Source organism: Chromohalobacter canadensis, assembly GCF_034479555.1.
Taxonomy (GTDB): domain Bacteria; phylum Pseudomonadota; class Gammaproteobacteria; order Pseudomonadales; family Halomonadaceae; genus Chromohalobacter; species Chromohalobacter canadensis.
Genome location: NZ_CP140151.1, coordinates 2,744,185 through 2,762,132, shown reverse-complemented (window position 1 = coordinate 2,762,132; position 17,948 = coordinate 2,744,185). Strand labels below are relative to the sequence as shown.

The window sequence follows — 17,948 nt, the reverse complement described above, 5'->3', positions numbered from 1 at the left end:
GCGGCAGCCATCAGGCGGTCAGCAGCATCTTGATGGCCTTTTCCGAAGCGGCACGCGAGAACACCTCATACGCCTTTTCGATCTCGTCCAGCGCGAAACGGTGGGTGATCAGGCTTTCGGCATCGATGCCACCGGTCTCGAGAAACCGCATGAGCACGGGAATGGTATTGGTGTTCACCAGCCCGGTGCGGACCGTGACGTTCTTGATCCACAGCTCCTCGAGGCGCAATTCGACGCTGCGGCCATGGACGCCGATGTTGGCGAGCCGTCCGCCCGGACGCAGGATGCGCTGGCAGGTATCGAACGTCTCGGGGATGCCCACGGCCTCCATGGCCACGTCGACGCCCTCGCCGTCAGTGAGCGACATGACCGTCTCCACCGGATCGGCACTGACGGTGTCGGTCGCGCCCAGTTGCCGCGCCACGGCGAGGCGGTTCTCGTCCGGGTCGACCATGATGATGCGCCCCGGCGAATAGAAGCGCGCGGTCAACAAGGCGGCCAGCCCGATGGGCCCAGCACCGACGATGGCCACGGTATCCCCCAGCGAGACCTCGCCGTTCAACGCACCGATCTCGTGGCCGGTGGGCAGGATGTCGCTCAGCATCAGCGCCGCGGCAGGCTCCAGCCCCGGCGGCAGCCGGTACAGGCTGTTGGCGGCATGCGGAATGCGCACGACCTCGGCCTGGGTGCCATCGATCTTGTGCCCGAGAATCCACCCGCCATCGCGGCAATGCGCGTACATGCCCTGCTTGCAGTAATCGCAGTGCCCGCACGACGTGATGCACGAGATCAGCACCTGATCGCCAACCGCGAGACCGCTGACGCCCCCGCCGACCTCCTCGATCACCCCGATGCCTTCATGGCCCAGGGTGCGCCCCGGCGTCACCGCCGGCACATCGCCCTTGAGGATGTGCAAGTCGGTACCGCAAATGGTGGTATGCGTCACCCGCACGATGGCATCCGTGGGTTGCTCGATTGCGGGTCGTTCCTTCTCCTTCCAGGCCCGCTGCCCCACTCCCTCATAGACAAGCGCTTTCATGCCACCCTCCCCGGGTAACGCCCACCGCGACTCGGCAGGCACTCCGACTGAGTATAGGAAGGGCCAGGGAAAAGAGATTGATCGAGGTCATGTTTCCGCGAGTGCGGCGAGGGGAATGGGTGGTGGGGAGCGTAAGGTTTGAGGCTGGAGATTATGAATTTGCTTTTAAGTCAATAAGATACTGGTATTAAAGGACAAGCAACCATAATTGAGATAAAGGTACAGTTCTTTGGAATCAGTAACTTAGCGAAAATTGAGGATAGCGTAGGAAGGTGGTGTGTACCGGCGGCGTACTGTTTGGGGATTTCCCACTATCCGGCAGTACGCGTATCAAGGATTGCAAGATTGGATTTCTCTCAAAAAAGGTGACTGATTTCGACCAAAAGCGTACATTAAGGCAACACTTATATAGTATTTTTGCTGCTGAGTGGCGCTCGACGCCGCGTCCATTCGAGCACCTTTTTGGGCGGTAGTAAGATTTAGCTTAGTTACTGCTATTTAACTTTTCAAAAGTTGACTTAACCCTAGTAAAAGAGGGTCAGTATTCTGGTCTTACTAATATGAGTTCGGCTTCATCAACCCCATCGCGCAAATGGAGCTCGGGTGTAGATTCCTCATCAATACCTTCGAGCATTAGCGCATTCTTCGCTTGCCTAAAAGCCTTTGTAACTGACTCACCGAAACCAATTGCCGAATAGAACTGTGCTGAAAATATACGTGCTGCTTCATCCCCAATTGACTGATTCATTCCAATTGCTGCATCTATATATTGCGTACATGCAGCTGCTTGCCTGTATGAATGGCACGTATTGAAGAATAATAGGCGCACTGAGTCGTAAAGTTCAAAGGTGCCAATAATGCTATCCATCGATACAGGTATGGCCTTGCCGTTTCGGTCTTGAAGCACGAGCTCATCTTGATTGCTGCCATGGCCACTAAAATGTACGATCGTAGGGTTAAGTTCATTCATATATTGAAGAATGTCACCAGGACGCAACGCCCACCTCGACTCAAGCCTAACTGCATCGCGATGATCTGAAAGACGAATCTTTTGGTGAATTTCTCTGACCTCTTCATCCAGTAGCAATCTGCGATCAGAAGCTATTGTTGGGTCAGTTGCAAAGAACGCAACGATAATCTCTTCTGGGAGAGCGCTCAATTTGTCTATTCGCGCTGCAGCTTCGTTGTGAAGAACGTCGTGCTCTTTTAGGCTATATTCTAACTTACTGAGCTGGCGTTCATGTCCCTCTTGCATCTTCTTATGTTCAGCATTTCTTTTTTTCAGGACTTTCTCCTCTTCGCTCTCTAACCTTCCTTGAGCTGTTACCAGCTTCTTGTTTTCAGCTGCAATCTTCTTCTCTAGCTTAGCCACTTCATTTAAATGCTTTGCTTGTACATCAGCGTGTCGACTCGCTTCTTTGAGCTTTGACGTAACTGTAGAAAGCTGTTTGGTCTTGTTAGCAGCAGACTCTGCAGAAAGGGACTTTCTTCCTGCATCAGCAGCCTTCTGTGATTCCTTAGCCTTCTGATCCACAAATTTAGCTATAGCGCCACGGATTTGCACGACTTGACGGCGATACATGTCAACACTCATAATACCTTTATCACCCTTAATAAAATAGTTAGGTCAGCGCCACCCAGCAACAATTAAATCTTAAGAAACGGTCGTTCGAGTCAATCCAATAAAAGCAATGGACTGGGATCATCGTGCGGCACAATTAACGTAAGCGACCGTTTGGCACGACTCAATGCAACATACAATAAGCATCGAGATATTGCTGAATTACTGAAGCTTTGTCGATCGCACGGCATGATGATTGCGTGATCGCATTCCATGCCTTTGGCCTTATGAATTGTGCTAAGTGCCTTACCGGGCGGCGTGGGACGAATGAAGGCACGTCGGCGATTTATCTCGCGCAGGGCAATCGAGGAATCTGAGAAGCCACCGAGCGAGACTGCATCACGAAACTCGCGCCGATAGTCGATTTTAATTTCTGTGAACCCACCTGCCTCCTCAGAAACAAATCCATTTAATAGCTGTAAGCATCGGGATACACCAATGTGGTTGGGTCGATCAACCAATTCTTTAGCCATAGCCTGAAGAAGTGCTGGCTTACCACGAGCACTCGATATACACCCCTCGCGGGCCTCTCGTAAAAAGCGATCTGCATGGCTACGATTTGCGAACCCTTTACAAGTTTTTTGTAAGAAGCTAACCGTTGCATTGGCGAGAGCTACAACGTTGCCGCAGTCAAGCTCAAGCGCAGACAATAGTTCGGTCAGGGCATAGCGCGTGTGGCCTTCCCATATTGAGTAGCGCCGATTCCAGAAAACCCGCAGCGATTTGACTGTATCGTTATTACGGCTGAGCACTAGCATGCTTGGTAACCGGTTAATTTTTGCATCGATAGGGCGGCGGTCATCTGGATTAAGCCAGAAGTCATTGTGTCGCTGGGATCGATTTTCAACTCGAATTACTCCTAACCCCTCTGGCAATGGCTCACGTAGATCAACCGCCTCACCATTTTCGAGTGCTTCTCGCGCTCGTAGTATCCATCGCCCGAGATCGACTGAACCATCGTGCCAGCGATGAGGGTTACTTAACGTGCCGATTTTTCCCTTGTCGCCCAGCTCATCCCAACGAACCTGATCGGCTTGGCGTTCGGCCGCAGTTTTATTGCCATATAGAGTCTGCATTCGATCCCCAAACAACCTCATCACAGTGCCGGCGCTGTGCAAAGACATCATCAACTGGTGTTGTGCCGAACTTGAATCTTGGTGTTCATCACCGATAATGACGGGGTAGCGTCGCGCCAGTGCGGTCGCGACCATAGGCCGGCTTACTAATAAGCCGGCCACACGCTCGGCGATGACTGCGAAGTCACCATCTTGACTTTGGGCCCAAGCAGCTGGGTCAGATGGGAGGTCGAGTGGCCTATGGTAGATGCGAGCAATTTCAACGATGAACGCATCAAGCGTTTTGATCTCAACGCGCGCGCTCACGCTGCTCGTTGCAGAGGCGAAAACGTTGCAGGCTGCGTGAGTGTGCGTCAGGATTAGTACCCGCCCGCGATTCAAGTTAGCCAGCGCGCGAGCAGCGTAGAGAGCACCTTGGTATGTCTTCCCACAACCGGCTGGGGCACACACAGTCACTAGCCGCTCAGGCGAGTCTAACAGCTCAGCGATTTCATCGTCACCCATTGCTAATATTCTCAATTTCCGGCAACTCAACGACTAGGCGAATAGCGTTAATGTGCGGCAGTAAGATACTTTTCAGCGCAGGCCAACCGCCAAGCCTGAACATGTGGCATGCAAGCTCACGGCCACCTAACTCTGATTTGAACCACTGCTTTGCGTGGGCTTTCCACTCCTTTCGTTGCGGTCTCTCCAAACAATCTGGCGCCTTACCAGTCGCCGCCTCGATAATTAGTTGGCGGAGTGTCATATCATTGCGTGCGCAACTCTCTTCAATAGCTTCAAGCGTTTTGGTTTGCGAACCAATCCGGGTCGCGAGCGTCCGCATCCGATCGCCGATAAGGTCACCGTCGTCGTCACGTAGAAGTAAATGTAGATTTTCGACGCCAATTGTTCCGATTACCGCTTCTTCAGAGCAGCGTTGGTCTGGCCATTGAAAAAGGCGGTGGCCCATGCTCACCTTGAGATCTCTCCATTGACCTGGATCACGGCCCTCATCGTCTGCAAATCCTGCGAACTGTAGACCCGCGCCGTTCAGCGATTTGAGCAGAGCTAAGGTGGAATCGTTGCCTTTACCATCAGCTAAATGAATGCCGTAATTACGGTAGTCGCCCTCGATTCCACGTTCGAGAAGTACGGAGAGAAACCCCATTTCCGTAACGCCTTCGCAGATTACAGCGAGCTTGGCAAGAAAGGTCTCGGCGTCGCGCTGTTGTTGACGTGCTATATCAGCGCCTTGGAGTTCACCTATTTGACCGCCCGAATCTAGATACCAAAGATGAGCGTCCGCCATTGCGCTGATGGCGACTGCACTGTGGGTGGTGATAAAACCTTGCACCCCGTCATTTAGCAACGAATGCGTGAGATTTCGCAAGCGATAAGGCTCTAGGCCCCGCTCGATCTCGTCGATAATTGTTATTCGTGTATTAGCTTCGGTCGCTTTTGCGATCTGGAGCGTAACCATACGGCGCGTGCCTGATCCCCAACTTGCAAGTGGCAATTGGGTTCCACTTGAATCCGTTGCGACCAATCCAGTGAGAGCGCCTATTGACAGGCCTTGGCTTGATGTCAGTCCTAAGGCTAGGTTATGAGGCAATTGTTCAGCAGCGAGAGTATTATCTAGTGTGGCCAAAGCTGCGGTCGAATCGTCTCCGAGCTCAGTTTGTAAATCAATTTCCGACAAACGCCGACCGAGCCGACCTCTTAGCGCCGGATCGGCGACCAAGCGATCCAAGGCTGAGCCATAGACGAGCCGTAGATCTCGATCGTTACGCGTATCGTTCGTCAGACGTACAACACCGATCTTGCGACGCACTGCAGCTGATAAGGAATCCGTTTCTTCATTGGGTTGGACGATTTCCCAACTCATCTCAAGATCTGTGGTCCCAATCGCACGGATGCGATATACCGGTTCACTGTCCTCCGCACCACCCTCATCAACAGATGGAACAACTGCCTCATGGCCATTCCACTGCCAAGGCCAAGCAAATTTTTGCTGGTGACCGATTTCTGTAGAGTCTGGTAGCGAAATAATCGCCTCAATAGCGAATTCATCGTCATGCTGACGTTTCCAATAATCAAATTCTGACACCGAGACATGATTCGACGGATGTAACAGCAGTCGCACAGCGTCGAGAATAGTGGACTTTCCCGCATCCCCTCCGCCAAGTAATACATTCATCCCTAGCGCTGGCGTCCATTCGAGCTTTTCGATCCCGCGGAATCGCTTAATAATCAACTTATAAATGCGAGCTGAATCTGGCATTTTTCTCTCTAGTCGTTGATGCGCTGTCGGTTCTACATCGCTGTTGGCAAAATATTATACTATGCTAAATGAGACCGCGTTCAAACCTCTCGAAGGCCGCTTTGGGTCGTTAGCGGTCATAGTTGAACCCTTCAGTAGATGACTTTCCAGCATACACTTCACGACTCGACCTCCCCGCCAATAGCTTGAGAATCAAAAGCGCAAACTGCCTGCCCGTCTCCTCATTCTCCAGCAGCGGCATGCTGAGCTTTTCTTGATCGCTCATGCTATCGAGTACGACGTCGGTAACCTTCTTCGGAAATAGGCCGTGCATCACTTGGTCTTCGCTGTGATTGCGCACTTGGGCCATCACCGCTTCGTCGCGTTCGATGCGGTCGGCGATGCCGTTGGCGAAGTGCAGCTTGTCGTCGTCGCTGACTTCGGACCCATAAAGATCGTTGAGCCGTTCGATGATCTCGGCGAGGCGTTGTTTCTCGGGGTCGTGGGGCTTGCCGGAGCCAACGTCGGTGCCAGGTTTGAGCGGCTTCCCCTCAGCTACTTCCAGCTTCAGTTGTTGTTCGGCGCGCTTGGTCATGCGGTAGTGGGTCAGTTCCAGTTCACTGACATCGACTGGATCTTCGTCCGTCAGTCGCTCACTCCGCAGTAGTGGCTGGAGGTGTTTGGCGTAAACGCACAGTTGTTCCAGTTCGAGATCGTCGAATGTGATGATCTGGCTGAGAAACTCGTAGGAACGTACGAAGCTGGTGAGGTTCTTGCGAAAGAGATCGAGCTCATCGAGGGAGGTGCCGGCGTCCTTGAGTTCCTGCTCGGCGCGTAGGCGGCCTTTTTCATCATCGTTTTGCTCGGCCTGTTGGCGTGCCTCGGTCCAGGTGTCGATCTGGTCGAGCAGCGCGCTATAACGCTTCTGAAAACGGTCCTGCGCGGGCTGACAATGGTAGCTCAGGCTGGAAGCCGGCGCCTTGGAGTCATAGAAAGCCTTGGCGAAAGCATCGACTTCTTCCCAATGGTAGATACCGGCAGCGTCCAGCGTGCGCTTGAGATCGAAAACCACCTGAGGGTCGGAGACGCCCTCCAGCTCGGCCTGCCGGTAATACGGCGCGAAGGCATCGAGAATATCCTTGGCGTCGTTGTAGAAGTCGAGAACGAAGGTTTCCTTGCCGGGATACAGCCGGTTGAGCCGCGAGAGGGTCTGTACGCAGTCCACGCCCTGGAGCTTCTTGTCCACGTACATGGCGCACAACTTGGGCTGATCGAAGCCGGTCTGAAACTTGTTGGCGGCGATCATGACGTTGTAGTCATCGGTATCGAACGCTTCGGCCAGGTCTCGGCCATTGAGTCCTGGGTTGAGTCGCTGACTGGTCTCGGTGACTTCTTCTGGAATCACCTCATCAGGCGGCACGCTACCCGAGAAGGCCACCAGCGGATACACGTTGTCATAGCCTTTATCGGCGATGTAATCGCGCATGGCCAGTTGATAGCGCACGGCCTCTTGTCGACTGGCGGTGACCACCATGGCCTTAGCCTGGCCATCCAGCAGGTAGCGCACATTGGCGCGAAAATGCTCGACGATGATTTCTACCCGCTGGGAGATATTGTAGGGATGCAGACGCACCCAGCGCGCCAAGGTTCGAGACGCCTTCTTAGACTCCACCTCCTGGGCGTCGGCCTCCGGATGGGCCAGCTTCCACGCGGTACCGTAGGTAACGTAATTCTTGAGCACATCGAGAATGAAACCTTCCTCGATGGCCTGCCGCATGGAGTAGAGGTGAAACGGTTCGGGCTTGTTATTGTCACCTGCGGGCAACGTCGAGTCGGGTGGCCGGCCGAACAGCTCCAGCGTCTTGGCCTTGGGGGTAGCGGTAAACGCGTAATAGCTGATGCGCTCACTCGGGCGACGAGCCGCCACGGCGGCATCCATCAGCGCTTCTGAGCTCACTTCTTCTTCGTCTGCCAGGTTTTCTCCCGCTGCCGCCAGCAGGGCCTTGAGCTTGCTGGCCGAACTGCCGGTCTGCGAAGAGTGAGCTTCGTCGGCGATCACCGCGTAGCGGCCCTCGGCGAGCTTGGGCCGCTTGTCCAGGGCATCGAAGAGCGCAGGAAACGTCTGGATGGTGACGATGATGATCCGCGTGTTGCTGGCCAAAGCCTCGGCAAGCTGCTCGGATTTACTCTGACTACCAACATCACGTGTGATCGGACACACCACGCCGTGGGCATGCTCGAACTGATAGATGGTGTCTTGCAACTGGCTGTCGAGCACGGTGCGGTCGGTCACCACGATCACCGAGTTGAAGAGCTTGGCACCGTCCTCGGCATAGAGGTTGGCCAGTTGGTGAGCACACCAGGCGATGGAGTTGGATTTGCCGGAGCCCGCGCTGTGCTGCACCAGATATCGCTGGCCAGCGCCCTCCTCGCGCGTGGCGTGAATCAGCCGGTTGACCGCTTCCCACTGGTGGTAACGCGGAAAGATGAGGGTTTCCTTGGTGTGGCGGCGGCCGTGGAAATCCTCGCTGGTCTTTTTCTCCAGGTGCAGAAAACGCCCCAGGATCTTCAGCCAGGCATCCGGTTGAAGCACTTCCCGCCAGAGATAATCGGCTGCGTAGCGGCGTTCATCCTCAGGCAGAGGATTTCCCGCGCCGCCATCCTCGGAGCCCCGATTGAAGGGCAAGAAGAAGGTGTCCTTACCCGACAGCCGAGTCGTCATGGCGACTTCCGACTGACTGACGGCGAAATGAACCAGAGCACCACGCTTGAAGGTAAGCAGCGGCTCGGCCTTGCGCGTGACCGGGTCCTTGATCGGGCGGTCGAAGCGATACTGACGTTTGGCGTTCTCCACGGACTGCTTGAACGCGCTCTTGAGTTCCAGCGTCGCGGTGGGAATGCCGTTGACGAACAGTACAAGGTCGAGGCGGGGATTATAGGCCTGCCCGCCCTTGCCTTGCTCGCGGGCATGCGGGGAATAAGAGACCTCCGGCACCACGCGCAGGCGGTTGGCGCGATAGCGGGCCAGAGAGTCGGGGTTCATGGCATGGTCGGGCTTGAAGCTGCACAGGTCGAGCTTCACCCCCGGCACCTTGAAGCCATGGCGCAACACATCGAGCGTATCGGCCTTTTCCAGCTCGCGGACGAGCTTCTGGATCAGCACGTTCTCCGGCGCGCGGGGATTGGCCTGGCAGAATTTTCCCCAGCGCTCGGGCCACGCTTCCCGCTGATAGGCAATCACGTCTTCCGTGTAGAGCGCCGTGGCGCGGTCATAGCCACTGGGGGTGCCGACTTGCCACCCCGCTTCGGTCATGGCCTCGATGATGTCCTGCTGGAATCGGTGTTCCCGGCTGTCCGCCATATTATTCCCTGCGCTCGGCGTAATCTTTTGAAACAGCCTAACGGTTTGGGAACATAAGGAGAAGTCTACTTAGGCCGGTGCATCACCCACAGGGAGCGGTCTCGCCAGTCCTCAGGGAACCCCATTTCGGCAACATTGATCGCATGCCGGTCGATCAAGCCAATCAGCCGCTCCCGCCAATGGTGGTGAGGGTTCACCACATCCATCAGGTGCAGCATCAAGGTGAGTGTATTATAGATACGGCGCGAGGCACCGGAGGACAGTGTGTCCAGAACTGCTGCCGGACGCTTCTTTGGCAGCTTGGGAAGGAAGGTGAACTCCCGGTTCCACAGTCGTGCATGGTGGGCACACTGGTTGCGCACCGTACTCAGATGATGCAGCACCGAGGTCAGAACGCTCTCGTCGAAGTCGTACTCACGTGCCACAGAATTACGATCCCGGCGCTGGCGCGTGTTGGCATACCACTGAGACAGTTGGCCAAACGTCATGATTTCCACCAGAGCCCATATCGGAGGCAACGGCTCATCGTAGGTGGTACTCAGGTGGCGGATGAAGGTTTCCTGGCTGCGCCGCACTTCCCCTTCCAGGGCACGAAGCCGCTCCTCGTAGCGCCAGGAACGATGCGGAGACTTGAATAGGGCCGGATCGAGGTGGAAGTGGGGCCCGTGCATGTGAGCCATGTGGTAGGCCCAGCAAGTGCGAATAGAAACCTCGATACGTTCGATGGCATCCATCACCAGCAGCCGAAACTCCCGATCGAACACATAAAGATTCAACACGTCGTCTAGGGTAGTGCCAGGCCGCAGGCGATGCGTCTGGTGTTCGGCCTCGAAGGGTAGCCAATAAGCGCCCAGCCGGTAATAGTTGAGATGGCGCAGGTAGTGGAGTGCCCTCTGACGGTCCGGCACCGTCAGCCCCCGCTCGATGAGCCGGTCGAGCTGGTCATCTAAGCTCAGTGGGGGCTTATTGAACCGCAAAACCGACCTCCAGAAAAAAGTAACCCCCCAAGGTGCGCTTCAGTGAGAGGCGTGGGGGGTGTTGTTACGAAGTAGTATAAGGACGCAAAGACCCACTGCCAAGTCTCATTTATCAGGTAGGCTCCATCTCCTCGGACTGCGCCGCAGCGGCACTCACCTGCTGATCCTGCCAGTCGCCGTAGGTCAGGCCACTATCTTCCGCCTTCCAGGAGATCCGACCGTTGGCGCTGCGGCCGGAGACCACCGCGGCGGCGGCGCTAGGACTGCTGAAGCTCTGGTCCTCGCTGAACACTCGGCAGCCTTCGCTGCCGACCACCAGCGCCCCGTCCTCGCAGAGCTGGTTATAGAGGCTCTGATAGCCGCGCTCGGTGCCGACCCAGCTACCCCGGGCTAGGGAGCCCTTGAAGACGTAGAACTCGCCGTCGATCTCCTGGCCGGTGGCGCGGATGCCGTGCCGGGGCACTTCGAGGGTGAAGCGTGGTGATGCCTCGGGCTCGGCAGCCGTAGTCGCTTCGGGCTCTCTCGAGGGGCGGGAGGTCTCGCGCAGGAAGTCGAGGCCCAGCACCGGCAGCACGGTGCGTATCTGCTCCATAAAGAACGCCATGTCGGCACGGTCCGACTCGGGCAGGTTGATGTACTCGTGGGCGGTGCCGTTAATCAGCTTGCAGCGGCCGATCTGGCCGGCGCTCTGAATCAGCAGGCTCTCCAGGTACTTCACGTGGGCCTTGGTCAGGTTCTGGTCCTTGCTGGTGACCAGGCAGACCTTCTCCCAGAAGTCCTTGCCGCCCTTGTCCTCCGGCCGGTTGTGCTGTTTCAGCCGGGTGCCGACATCGTCGCTTTCGCCGATGTAGACCAACGGTCGCAGGCTGTTCTCGGGATCCGGCCCCACCAGGAAGTAGATTCCGGTACGCCCGCACTCCGGACGCTGCACCAACTCGCTCAGCTTGCTGCGTGGCCCGGTGAGCACATGGCCGGTCCAGTTCATGATCTCGGAGGTAAGCAGGCCATTGGGCGTGCCGTCCACCAAGAAGAGCCGGATGCTGTGTCCCTGGGTCATACCGCCTCCATGCGAGCGTCCTGGTGTGCTGGCGCCGCGTCAGCCGGCGGCATCCAGCCCCTCACGTCGATCTTGCCGGTCACAGCGGCGGAGATAAGGGCTGAGCGGCGCTCCTGCATTAAGGCAACTATCTCTTCAGCTTGGCGAGACATTGTGTCGATGTTGCCAAGATCGTGCTCGAGGGTCTGTAGTATTTTTTCGATTTCATTGTGGGGAGGAACTGCCACTTTGATTCCTCCAACAGTATCAGTGTTGAGGTTGAGCTGCGTCCCCATCTTTCCTAACCCTAGATAGCAAAGCCCTGATTCAAAGATCTGGTAAAGAAAGTTGGGGTTTATAGTGAGTTCCGGAAAGTAGACAAACCCATCATGGATACATGCTTTTATGCTAGTGATGCATGGCTTACCTACTGTGCCAGCGATACTCACGAAGAGGCTCCCTGGTTGCAGCTTCACGCTCAAAGAGCTACCCAGTTTAGATAGCGTTTGCATGGTCGATTCAAGCTGGCCGCTGGATGCCGTTACATCTGCAATTCGTACCCAGCCATACTCGCCGTTTTCATCGAAATAGGCAGGGTCATCGATGGGGCGTGGAGAAGCCCCTCTTTGAACAGCTGAAAGCCACTTGATAGCTACGACATCCCAATGCGCTGGCACTTCCCCCAGCCACTCGACGCCGGAGTCCTTCATCGTCACGTCGGGATCGAGACCCTTGGTGACGGCATGGGAGATCACCGCCTGGCGTTTCTCCTTGAGCAGCGAGATCAGGTGCTGTTGTTCCTCGACCAGGGCATCGATGCGGGCGGTTTCGTGGTCGAGGAAGGAAGTGATACCCCTCTGCTCAGACTCAGGAGGAATTAATGCTGGAAGCGACTTAACAGATCCTGTGGATATACTCGCTTGATTAATCGCAGGCTTGGCTCTTGACTCAACTTCTTGTCGAATAACTTTTGATTTCAGCCAATATGCAACCCAGCTGCTGACTACAGATTCTTCCGGCTGAATTCGTAGAAGATTCATTCCATGCAGAAGAGGCTTACCTCCCATATAAACAGCAGCATTTCCTATCATCGGCAAAGAATTAATATGCGAGAAAAGAATATCCCCCGCCTTAAGCAGAAACCTTTTGTCAACCTCGTTCGGCCTCACATGTCCAACTTTCGAAAAGTCAACTTCTCCCTTTGAGATAGTCTCTATCCTAGAAACCGCTACTGAGCCATCTTCCTGATCGACTTGGTTTGCAATGGTTCCATTGCTGAGTGACTTGATCAAATACCTAAAGCTTCCCAACTTCCAGTGCGCCGGCACCTCTCCCAGCCACTCGACGCCGGAGTCCTTGTGCTCGGGGTATTTCGGAAAACTCATGCCGACAGCTCCTCGATCATCTGCTTGATCCGGTCGGTGCAGGCCTTGAGGTCGGCGTCGATCTCTTCCAGCGGGCGCGGCGGCGTGAACTGGTAAAAGTGCCGGTTGAAGGGAATCTCGAAGCCGACGATGCCGATCCGGCCGTCCAGCGGGTCGCGCTTGTCCTCGTCGATCCAGGCGTCGGGGACATGGGGCTTCACCTCACGCTCGAAGTAGTCGAACACCGACTCGCCCAGCGGCACGTTTTCAAAATCGCGCAGGTTGGTGTCGGGCTCGGGATTGCCCTTCTTGTCACGGCAGATATCCGCCTCTGGGTCACGTTCGGAGAGTGCGTTGAGAATGGCTTTTTGTACTGGCGCGCCGATCTTCAACCCGGCCTCCGCCAAGGCGGCTTTCAGTGCCTGGGTGAAGGCGTCGCGGTTGGTATAGACCTGCTCAGGATCGAAAGTCGCGCAAGCCCCCTTGAGCGCTTCGCGCTCTCCCGCGTCGAGTTTCTGAATGGCCTTCTCGTCATCGAGCTTCGCCAGGCGCTCGGGGCTGGCCTGGAAGTTGAGGCGCAACGGGCGCTCCACGGTGATGCGTCGGTAGCCGAAGGCCTCGACCGGGAAGAGTTTGCTCTCTTCGTTTTCCTGGAAGGCGCCGTAGAGCCGTACGATTTCCTCGATATCTCGATCGGCGACGAACTGCCGCTTGCTGCCCAGAGACTTGCGCATCTTGCTGGCGCGACCGGTGGCATCGATCAGTTGCACCTGGCCTCGGCGCTCGGCGAGCTTATTGTTAGAGAGAATCCATACGTAGGTGGCGATGCCGGTGTTGTAGAACATGTCCGTGGGCAGACCGACGATGGCTTCCACCAGATCGTGCTGCAGCAGGTAGCGACGAATTTCGGACTCCCCGCTGCCGGCGCCGCCAGTGAAAAGCGGCGAGCCGTTTAAGATGATGCCAATACGCGAGCCGCCTTCCTGGCGGGGTCGCATCTTGCTCACCAGGTGCATCAAGAACAGTAGCGAACCATCCGAAACACGCGGCAAGCCAGGACCGAAGCGGCCATCGTAGCCCTTGTGCTTGTGCTCGTCGGTGATCACCTTCTGCACCTTCTTCCACTCCACCCCGAAAGGCGGGTTGGAAAGCATGAAGTCGAAACGTTCACCGGCCAGTTGGTCATTGGAGAGCGTATTGCCCAGCTTGATCTGATCGACCTCTTGCCCTTTGATCAGCATGTCAGCCTTGCAGATCGCGTAGGACTCGGGGTTGAGCTCCTGGCCGTGTGGAGAAACGCTCATGCCGCCGCTAACCTGCTGCATGTACCCGTCGCTTTCGGAAAGAAAGCCTCCCGTCCCCGCCGTCGGATCGTAAACGGTCACGATGCCGTCATGAGTAAGTTTGTCGTCCTGCCCAGTCAGCACCAGCGAGGTAGTCAGGTGGACGATATCGCGCGGAGTGAAGTGTTCCCCGGCGGTATCGTTGGAGCTTTCGGCGAACTTGCGAATCAGCTCCTCGAACACCAGCCCCATGCCGTAGTGGGAAAGCCGCTGAGGGCTCAGGTCCATGGCGGCAAAGCGCTGCACTACTTGATAGAGCAGATCGCCGGCGCCGAGCTGCTGGACGAAGTTCTCGAACTCGAAGTGCTCGAAGATTTCCCGTGCGTCTTGACTGAAGGACTGCACATAGCTCAGCAGGTCATCGGCGGTTTGGGTATCAGAAAGCGTCCCCAGACTCAGCGGCGATGCGTTGAAGAAGGGTTGTTCGGCCGCGCGCAGCAGCAGTTTCTCGCGGACGGGGTCGGGCTTCGCCTGGTGGGTATGAGCCGCCGTCAGCACGGCCTCCTTGGAAGGCTCGAGCACACATTCCAGGCGCCGCAACAGCGCAAACGGCAGGATAATGCGACCGTACTGGGATTGCCGGAAATTTCCGCGTAGCAGGTCCGCCACGGACCAGATGAAGGCGGCCAACTGAGAATGACTCTCTGTGTTCAAGGTGCTTCCCCGCGTGCTTGATGCTGATGTCATGATTGGCGCCCATCATAAAGCAGCAGGCGCGACTGAACATCTGCGATGGCAACCGAACTTGGGATCACGCCCTTTCCGAGGTACCTTTACGCGCCTTACGCGCCGTTACATGTGGCGGCTATCCCCTTTACTGCCAGGACTGCATTGATGGACGACTCCCTGCTGGTCAGCCTCCGCCGCTATCGCCCCCGAGAAGGCCGCGATAGCCTCGAGGATTACCTCACCGAGATTTTCGCCTGGCTGCTGCGGAATTCCCGCGAGGTGGCCGATGCCTTTCTCGACACCGTCATGACATGCGTGCCGGAGGCGGAGCGCATCGAGCTGCCCAATGCCGATCAGGAAATCACCTGGGACACCCAAGCGCCCTATCCGGGTGCGCGGCTCGACATGCTCGCCCAGTGGCCGGGCGGCGCACTGCTTTTCGAGCACAAGGTGCATGCGCCGCTCTCGGCCGAGCAGGTGAACAAGTATCGCGAGCTGGCAGCGTCGGAGTTTCCCGGCCGGACCGCGCGGGTGATCGTGGTCTCCGCCAATACCGGCCAACATCGGCAGGAAGCGCACGGCTGCTTGTGCTGGGAGGACGTATACACGCTGCTCGAGTCACGGCACGCAACGCTGAGCGACCCGGCGGAGCACTTTCATATCGCGAGCTTTCTGGCCCTGCTGCGGCATGAGGGGCTGCATCCGGCGGCGCCAATCAGCCATCAGGCGGTGGCGTTCTACCCGGTGGCGTGGCGTTTTCCGGAGCAACTGGCGGCCGCGCTGACACCGTTGGCGCACGAGGAGTGGCCGCTCGCGGAACGCTATGAAGGACGCGGCCCCAATACGCGCTGGGGCCGGCTGGGGTTCGAGCTGATCCCCGTCGGTGGTCCCCTTCATTGGATGCCGGGGCTGTTCGTCGGGGTGATTCTCGACGGGCGCGACCACATGGTGCAGAACCGGCATACCGACCGGGTGATGCTGAACGTCATTCTCGACTTCTCGGTCAAGCTGCACGATATCTACCCGCAACTGCCGAGCTATCGGCGAATCGTGCAACAGCTTCAAGAGCTGACACCTCACAAGGGCTGGCACTTCTACGATCACCTCGAGGAACGCCCGGCCAACCGCCACCATCCCCTGTACCTGGAGACGCCCCTGCTCGATGTACTGCGCGGGACGACCACCATGGAAGAACAGCGCGATGCGATTCGCCGCGCCGTTCGTGAAGTGATCGACCTGCTACAGCACGATAACGCCTTGAAGACGCTAACCGACGAGGTCCGGCACAAGGCCGCCCAACAGATGGACGCCTGATGAAGAAGGCTCTGGGTAGGCCTCTTACTCCACGGCACCCCGTTCTTCGGCCCTTGCCTCCCTGAAGCTCACCAGTCGGTGCGCCTCTTCGTCCCACAGGACCAGGCGTATAGAGGTGAGGCTCTGCCATAGGGTGAGGCGGCCGATACTACGCAGTTCGGGATAATCGCGCAGCACATCGGGCAGGCGGTAGAAGGGAATGCGGCTGCACAGGTGATGGACATGGTGCACCCCGATATTGGCGGTGAACCAGCGCAGGATGCCGGGCAAGTCGTAGTGTGAGCTGCCGTGCAGCGCCGCCTCCAGGAAGGTCCAGTCGGGTTCGTGCTCCCAGAAGGTGTCCTCGAACTGGTGCTGGACATAGAAGAGCCAAACACCAATCGTTCCGGCGAGCAGCGTGATTGGCAGTTGCACGAGCAGGAAGGGGCCGATGCCTACCAGCCACATCATGGCGGCGATGAGGACCAGGATTGCCGCATTGGTCGCCATGGTGCTCAGCCAGGGCATCCAGCCGGCGCGCATGAAACCTACCGGCAATCGATTGTCGAGCAGGAATATGTACGCAGGGCCGAGCGCAAAGAGCACGAGGGGATGACGATAGAGTCGGTAACGCAGCCTTTCGTTGCGAGGCAGGGCGTTAAATTCCTTGACCGTCAGGGTGTCGATCCCACCAATACGCGGGCGATCGAGATTGCCGGAATGGGCATGATGGTGCCTGTGGGTATGGCGCCAGAAGTCGAAGGGGGTCAGCGTCAGCACGCCGATCGCCCGTCCGACCCAGTCATTGGCGCGCCTAGAGGGGAAGAAGGCACCATGGCTGCAGTCATGCTGGATCATGAACAGGCGCACGAGAAAGCCCGCGGCGGGCAGGGTGAGCACTAGGCCAAGCCAGTAGCCGGCACTCAGTGCCGCCCATGTGACGGTCCAGAGAAGGATGAAGGGAACCAGCGTGACCAGCAGTTCGATGACGCTGCGGACATTGCGTGGCGTGCGGTAGTCTCCCAAGGCACGCATGAGGGCGCGCGGTTCGCTGGTGAGGTCTTTTTTCTGCAATCGGGTATCCATCTGTAGGCTCCTGTCGGGTCCAGTACGCCATGTCGGGGTCTGTGGCCTCGGCAGGATGCGTGCCTGAAAATTCAGGGGGCATGACTCAGGATGCGCCGATGGATAGTGATGTGTATGTACGCTGGCGCACCCTATTGGTCGCAAAGCTGGTGTCCTCCCCCCTCAAGAAAGATATTCCGAGTAGCTTTCGGCCAGCTTCTGGATGTTCTCGTCCATGTACTGCAAATGCGTTTTCATGGCGCTTTCCGCAGCGTCGGGATCGCGGTTGGCGATGGCGTCGATAATCCGCGTGTGTTCCTCGACGATCGCGGGCACGCGCTCCTCATTGAGAAACAGCACCCGGACTCGATTGATATGCAGCTGAACGTGGTAAATGATTTGCCACACTGACGGGCGCCCAGCGATATCGGCAATCTTTTGATGAAGCTCTTCGTCGAGGGTTTCGATCTTGTAGTATTGCCCTTGCCGATACACGAGCCGCTGATGCTCGAGGTTATCGTATAAATCTTGAGCATCGCGGTCGCTGCAGTGCGCGGCGGCGTCGCGTATCAGGGCGCATTCCAGCACCGAGCGCGTGTAGTGGGCCGCCTTGACGACTTCGAGACGAATGGGCGTCACGAAGGTGCCGCGCTGGGCGAAGATATCGACGAAACCGTCGTAGCGCAGTCGCATCAGGGCCTCGCGAATCGGAGTGCGGCTGATGCCGAACTCTTCCGACAGCGCTTTTTCATGAATCCTTTCACCGGGTTTCAGTACGGTGGTGATGATCTTGTCGCGTATATCGCTATAGGCACGATCACTCGACGACCGTTCCTGCACCCCTTTCATCATGCTTTTGGCT

Annotated in this window: 12 protein-coding genes; 1 reads left to right on the top strand and 11 read right to left on the bottom strand. The window is 57.0% G+C overall.

Going from position 1 to position 17,948, the window contains the following annotated elements:
* Nucleotides 1-10: 10 nt before the first annotated feature.
* From SR908_RS12985 to SR908_RS12945, 9 genes are all read right to left on the bottom strand, one after another.
* Nucleotides 11-1,039, bottom strand: a complete 1,029-nt coding sequence (locus tag SR908_RS12985; RefSeq protein WP_246920569.1) for a zinc-dependent alcohol dehydrogenase family protein — start codon at nt 1,037-1,039, stop codon at nt 11-13.
* A 538-nt stretch (nt 1,040-1,577) separates the two neighbouring features.
* Nucleotides 1,578-2,621 carry a CHAT domain-containing protein gene (locus SR908_RS12980; protein WP_246920568.1) on the bottom strand — a complete coding sequence of 348 codons (1,044 nt, stop codon included), beginning with the start codon at nt 2,619-2,621 and terminating at the stop codon, nt 1,578-1,580.
* Nucleotides 2,622-2,713: 92 nt separating this feature from the next.
* On the bottom strand, nt 2,714-4,240 hold the full coding sequence (locus SR908_RS12975; protein ID WP_246920567.1) for a DEAD/DEAH box helicase: 1,527 nt from the start codon (nt 4,238-4,240) through the stop codon (nt 2,714-2,716).
* Entirely contained in the window at nt 4,233-5,999 is a 1,767-nt protein-coding gene (locus tag SR908_RS12970; RefSeq protein WP_246920563.1) for an ATP-dependent nuclease, read from the bottom strand. Before SR908_RS12970 ends, SR908_RS12975 begins: the two co-directional genes overlap by 8 nt.
* A gap of 109 nt (nt 6,000-6,108) precedes the next feature.
* Nucleotides 6,109-9,339: a type I restriction endonuclease subunit R gene (locus SR908_RS12965; RefSeq protein WP_246920561.1), complete on the bottom strand. Its 3,231-nt coding sequence runs from the start codon at nt 9,337-9,339 to the stop codon at nt 6,109-6,111.
* 65 nt (nt 9,340-9,404) lie between these two features.
* Nucleotides 9,405-10,316 (bottom strand): Abi family protein, encoded by a 912-nt coding sequence (locus SR908_RS12960; protein WP_246920559.1) that lies wholly within the window; start codon nt 10,314-10,316, stop codon nt 9,405-9,407.
* 112 nt (nt 10,317-10,428) lie between these two features.
* Entirely contained in the window at nt 10,429-11,373 is a 945-nt protein-coding gene (locus tag SR908_RS12955; RefSeq protein ID WP_246920557.1) for a GIY-YIG nuclease family protein, read from the bottom strand.
* A complete protein-coding gene (locus SR908_RS12950) occupies nt 11,370-12,737 on the bottom strand; it encodes a restriction endonuclease subunit S (RefSeq protein ID WP_246920554.1) in 1,368 nt (455 codons plus the stop codon). Before SR908_RS12950 ends, SR908_RS12955 begins: the two co-directional genes overlap by 4 nt.
* Nucleotides 12,734-14,713: a type I restriction-modification system subunit M gene (locus SR908_RS12945; protein WP_246920551.1), complete on the bottom strand. Its 1,980-nt coding sequence runs from the start codon at nt 14,711-14,713 to the stop codon at nt 12,734-12,736. The genes SR908_RS12950 and SR908_RS12945 overlap by 4 nt, the downstream gene beginning before the upstream one ends.
* Before the next feature lie 180 nt (nt 14,714-14,893).
* Here SR908_RS12945 and SR908_RS12940 point away from each other — a divergent pair, with 180 nt between their 5' ends.
* On the top strand, nt 14,894-16,042 hold the full coding sequence (locus tag SR908_RS12940) for a PD-(D/E)XK nuclease family protein (RefSeq protein WP_246920550.1): 1,149 nt from the start codon (nt 14,894-14,896) through the stop codon (nt 16,040-16,042).
* 24 nt (nt 16,043-16,066) lie between these two features.
* Here the strand turns inward: SR908_RS12940 and SR908_RS12935 are convergent, their stop codons facing one another.
* Entirely contained in the window at nt 16,067-17,107 is a 1,041-nt protein-coding gene (locus SR908_RS12935; protein ID WP_246920549.1) for a fatty acid desaturase, read from the bottom strand.
* Nucleotides 17,108-17,269: 162 nt separating this feature from the next.
* Nucleotides 17,270-17,938, bottom strand: coding sequence for a GntR family transcriptional regulator (locus SR908_RS12930; protein ID WP_246920548.1), 669 nt, complete (start codon nt 17,936-17,938; stop codon nt 17,270-17,272).
* Between the last annotated feature and the right edge of the window lie 10 nt (nt 17,939-17,948).

Coding starts and splice junctions, on each gene's coding strand:
- SR908_RS12930 (WP_246920548.1), bottom strand. CDS start 17,938: ATGATGAAAGGGGTGCAGGAACGGTCGTCGAGTGATCGTGCCTATAGC.
- SR908_RS12935 (WP_246920549.1), bottom strand. CDS start 17,107: ATGGATACCCGATTGCAGAAAAAAGACCTCACCAGCGAACCGCGCGCC.
- SR908_RS12975 (WP_246920567.1), bottom strand. CDS start 4,240: ATGGGTGACGATGAAATCGCTGAGCTGTTAGACTCGCCTGAGCGGCTA.
- SR908_RS12980 (WP_246920568.1), bottom strand. CDS start 2,621: ATGTATCGCCGTCAAGTCGTGCAAATCCGTGGCGCTATAGCTAAATTT.
- SR908_RS12955 (WP_246920557.1), bottom strand. CDS start 11,373: ATGACCCAGGGACACAGCATCCGGCTCTTCTTGGTGGACGGCACGCCC.
- SR908_RS12950 (WP_246920554.1), bottom strand. CDS start 12,737: ATGAGTTTTCCGAAATACCCCGAGCACAAGGACTCCGGCGTCGAGTGG.
- SR908_RS12965 (WP_246920561.1), bottom strand. CDS start 9,339: ATGGCGGACAGCCGGGAACACCGATTCCAGCAGGACATCATCGAGGCC.
- SR908_RS12940 (WP_246920550.1), top strand. CDS start 14,894: ATGGACGACTCCCTGCTGGTCAGCCTCCGCCGCTATCGCCCCCGAGAA.
- SR908_RS12985 (WP_246920569.1), bottom strand. CDS start 1,039: ATGAAAGCGCTTGTCTATGAGGGAGTGGGGCAGCGGGCCTGGAAGGAG.
- SR908_RS12970 (WP_246920563.1), bottom strand. CDS start 5,999: ATGCCAGATTCAGCTCGCATTTATAAGTTGATTATTAAGCGATTCCGC.